The organism is Dietzia maris, from assembly GCF_014144855.1.
GTDB classification, from domain to species: domain Bacteria; phylum Actinomycetota; class Actinomycetes; order Mycobacteriales; family Mycobacteriaceae; genus Dietzia; species Dietzia kunjamensis.
On the sequence record NZ_JAALDN010000266.1, the window covers coordinates 1 to 3,644 of the forward strand.

The 3,644-nt window shown below is 69.5% G+C and carries 3 protein-coding genes and 1 riboswitch; of the genes, 2 read left to right on the forward strand and 1 reads right to left on the reverse strand.

Annotation, left to right across the window (positions count from 1 at the left end; all coding sequences use genetic code 11):
• Positions 1-10: 10 nt before the first annotated feature.
• Positions 11-949 carry an ABC transporter substrate-binding protein gene (locus G6024_RS09260; protein WP_159148554.1) on the reverse strand — a complete coding sequence of 313 codons (939 nt, stop codon included), beginning with the start codon at positions 947-949 and terminating at the stop codon, positions 11-13.
• Between the two features lie 89 nt (positions 950-1,038).
• Positions 1,039-1,177: riboswitch (cobalamin riboswitch) on the reverse strand.
• Positions 1,178-1,337: 160 nt separating this feature from the next.
• On the opposite strand from G6024_RS09260, the gene G6024_RS09265 reads away from it, so the two are divergent.
• Together G6024_RS09265 and G6024_RS09270 are read left to right on the forward strand one after the other, a co-directional pair.
• Positions 1,338-1,754, forward strand: a complete 417-nt coding sequence (locus G6024_RS09265; protein ID WP_235027835.1) for a carboxymuconolactone decarboxylase family protein — start codon at positions 1,338-1,340, stop codon at positions 1,752-1,754.
• Positions 1,755-1,841: 87 nt separating this feature from the next.
• Positions 1,842-3,476 carry a long-chain fatty acid--CoA ligase gene (locus tag G6024_RS09270; RefSeq protein WP_159148556.1) on the forward strand — a complete coding sequence of 545 codons (1,635 nt, stop codon included), beginning with the start codon at positions 1,842-1,844 and terminating at the stop codon, positions 3,474-3,476.
• The last annotated feature ends 168 nt before the right edge of the window (positions 3,477-3,644 follow it).

Below are 3,644 nucleotides of genomic sequence, written 5' to 3' on the forward strand. Positions count from 1 at the left end.
GACGGGCGGGTCACGAGGCGGGCTGGTTCGCGGGGCTCTCCGCGGTCTCCGGCGCGGCGTCGGGCACCGCGGTCACGATCGCGGCGACCTCGCGCATGAAGTCGACCACGCGCGGGCCCCACCGGCTGGACAGGTCCTCGTCGACCACGTGGACGCGGCCGTCGCGCACGGCGGTGAGTCCGTCCCAGCCCGGTCGCTCGGCCACGACCTCGGGCGTGATGCCGCAGCACTGGCCGTCGGCGAGGAACACCAGGTCCGGGTCGGCCTCGAGGATGAGTTCCTCGGACAGCTGCGGGTAGGGGTTGTCGCCCGTGGCGATCGAGGTCAGGCCGAGCAGGGAGTAGATCTCGCCGACGTAGGTGTCGTCGGTGACGGTGTAGTAGGTGTCGTCGAGTTCGTGGAAGTACGTCAACGGCGTCTCGCGCTCCGGCACCGACGCCACGATCTCGTCGATCTCGACCCGCATCTGCGCCACCAGCTCCGCGGCCTCGCCGACATGCCCGGTTGCGGCGCCGACCTGCTCGAGCTGCGTGTACGTGTCGTCGAGCGTCTCGGCCGCGGGCAGCTGCAGCACCTCGACGCCGGAGCGTTCGAGGCCGGCCACGATGTCCCCGGTGTCGTCGGTGAGCACGACGAGGTCCGGCGCGTATCCCAGGATCGCCTCGAGGTTGGGCGTGTACCCGGACAGGTCGGTGACCGGGGCGTCGGAGGGGAAGTCGGACCGCTCGTCGACCGCCACGACGCTGTCCCCGGCGCCGACGGCGTAGAGCATCTCGGTGGTGGTGGGGGCCAGCGACACGATCGCCTGCGGTTCCTCCGCCGCGGCGGAGGTCTGGTCGGCCGGGGCCGGCTCGTCGCCGCCGGTGCCGCTGCCGCTGCACGCGGAGGCGACCAGCGCCAGGGCGGCCAGGGGGGCGAGCAGCAGCGAGCGGGCTCGTGGATGGTGCATGGCATCCTCCGTGATTCGGAGGAAGAAAACAGCTCGGGCCGCGGCCTGGGCCGCTGCACGCGACCGTCCTTCGTCCGAGGTCAGTACGTACGGCTGCCGCGGAACCGGCCGACCTGGCTCGCCCGTCCTGAGACGGGATCACAGTTGCGGGACAGCGTCGGATTCGCACCGACTTCCGCCGAGTTGCCGCGGGGTCCGACGCTGGTGGCCGGACCCGTCGAGGGTATCCCACCCGTCGTCGCGTCCGCCCATCCCATACATCCGCTGTCGCCCCTGTCCGAGCCGTCCCCGCGCCTGGCCGGGGCGGGGCGAGGTCACGCGGAGCTGGTGACGACGGTCGGGGAGGATGGATCGCGATACCTGTCGGCAGTGGGAGAGGACCGTGGAGATGACGACGACGACGAGTTCTGCAGGCGAGGGGCCTTCGGCCGCGGATCTGCGCGAGCAGGGTTTCGCGACCAGGCGCGAGGTGATGAGCGACGACTTCGTCGACCGGGCCATGGACCGGGCTGTCGGGACGGAGTCGGAGGCGATCCAGCACGTGGTCGCAGAGAACGTGTGGGGCAACATCTGGAACCGGCCCGGGTTGGACCGACGGGATCGCAGCCTGCTTAATATCGGGATGCTCGTGGCACTGCGCGCGGACGCCGAGCCGGCGGGGCATGTACGCGGCGGGTTGACCAACGGGTTGACCCGCGAGGAGATCACCGAGGCGGTCATACACGCCTCGGAGTACTGCGGCGCGCCGGCGGCCCTCGCGGCGATGAGGACCGTCCAGACCGTCTTCGACGACCTCGACGGGTGATCGCCCACACGGCCCAAGGACGTCATGGACGTCAGGTAGTCTCGACACGAGAGTGACAGACGCCACCCCTCGATCAAGGAGCCCCTCATGAAGAGCACGATGATGCCGGAGCAGTTGAACATCAGCACGATCCTGCAGTTCGGTGCGACCGTCCACTCCGATGCGGTCGTCACCACCTGGACCGATCAGGGACCACGGAAGATCACCTACGGCGATCTGGGCAAGCACGCCGCGCAGCTGGCCAACGCGCTGCGTTCCCTGGGGGTCGACGGTGACCAGCGGGTCGCCACATTCCAGTGGAACAACTCCGAGCACTTGGAGGCCTACCTCGCGATCCCGTCCATGGGCGCCGTGCTGCATCCGCTGAACATCCGGCTGTTCCCGGACCAGCTCGAGTTCGTGGCCAACCACGCAGAGGACAAGGTCGTGATCGTCGACCCGAGCCTCGTCCCGCTCCTGCAGCCGCTCCTGCCCCGGTTCTCGACGGTCGAGCACGTCATCGTCACCGGTGGGGGCGCCGCGAACCTCGAGGCTCCCGAGGGCATCCAGGTGCACGACTACGACGCGCTCCTCGCCGCCCAGCCCACCGAGTTCGATTGGCCGGAGGTCGACGAGAACTCCGGCGCCGCGATGGCCTACACCTCGGGCACCACCGGCGACCCGAAGGGCGTCGTCTACTCGCACCGGTCGATCTACCTCCACTCGATGCAGGTGTGCATGTCCGACGGCATGGACATCTCGCTCGACGACAACGTGCTGGCGATCGTGCCGATGTTCCACGCCATGTCGTGGGGCCTGCCGTACGCCGCGTTCATGGTGGGCGCCTCGCTGCTCATGCCGGAGCGTTTCCTACAGCCCGAGCCGCTGGCCGCGATGATCGCCTCCGAGCGTCCGACGCTGGCCGCCGCCGTCCCCACGATCTGGCAGGCAGTGGACGCGTACAGCGTGGACCACCCCATCGACATGTCGAGCTTCCGTGCGGTCGTCGTGGGCGGCAGCTCGTGCCCGCCGGAGCTGATCCGCAAGTTCCGGGACAAATACGGGATCAACATCGTCCACGCGTGGGGCATGACCGAGACCTCGCCCATCGGCACCCTGTCCCGCCCGAAGGCCTCCCTGCCGGAGGAGAAGCAGTTCGAGCTCCGCATGACGCAGGGCCGACTCATCGCCGGCGTGAAGGCCCGTATCGTCGACGATTCCGGCCAGGCCCTGCCATGGGACGGCGAGTCCGTCGGCGAGCTGGAGGTCCGCGGCCCGTGGATCACCGGCAGTTACTACAAGGTGGACGCCTCGGACTCCTTCGACGACGGCTGGCTGCGCACCGGCGACGTGGGGTATATCAAGCCCGAGGCGTTCCTGCAGCTCACCGACCGCGCGAAGGACATCATCAAGTCCGGCGGCGAGTGGATCTCCTCGGTCGAGGTGGAGAACTACCTGCTCGAGCACCCGTCCGTCGCCGAGGCCGCCGTGATCGGTGTGCCCGACCCGAAGTGGGACGAGCGTCCGCTGGCGACGGTGGTCGTCAAGGAGGGACTGCCCGACCCGGACGTCGAGGAGCTGCGCGCGCACCTGGCCGAGCGGATGGCCAAGTGGCAGGTGCCCGAGAAGTTCGCGTTCGTCCACGAGATCCCCAAGACCTCCGTCGGCAAGCTCGACAAGAAGCGCATCCGCGTCTCGCATTCCGACGGCGAACTCACCGTGGTGAACGCCCTGGAGAACTAGGCAGGCGGAAGGTCGAACGCGGGAACGCGTCGTCGGCCAGCGGAGGGCCCGGGATTGCGGTATGACCGCCCCCGGGCCCTGCTTCTGCGCTACTGGCTGCTCGGTGCCAACCGTCCCGCCGGCCGCCACGCCGGCCGCCACGCTGGCCGCCGCCACGCTGGCCGCCGC

Bases quoted from the DNA above. Each gene is read 5' to 3' on its own strand.
- G6024_RS09260 (WP_159148554.1), bottom strand. From the start codon at position 949: ATGCACCATCCACGAGCCCGCTCGCTGCTGCTCGCCCCCCTGGCCGCC.
- G6024_RS09265 (WP_235027835.1), top strand. From the start codon at position 1,338: ATGACGACGACGACGAGTTCTGCAGGCGAGGGGCCTTCGGCCGCGGAT.
- G6024_RS09270 (WP_159148556.1), top strand. From the start codon at position 1,842: ATGAAGAGCACGATGATGCCGGAGCAGTTGAACATCAGCACGATCCTG.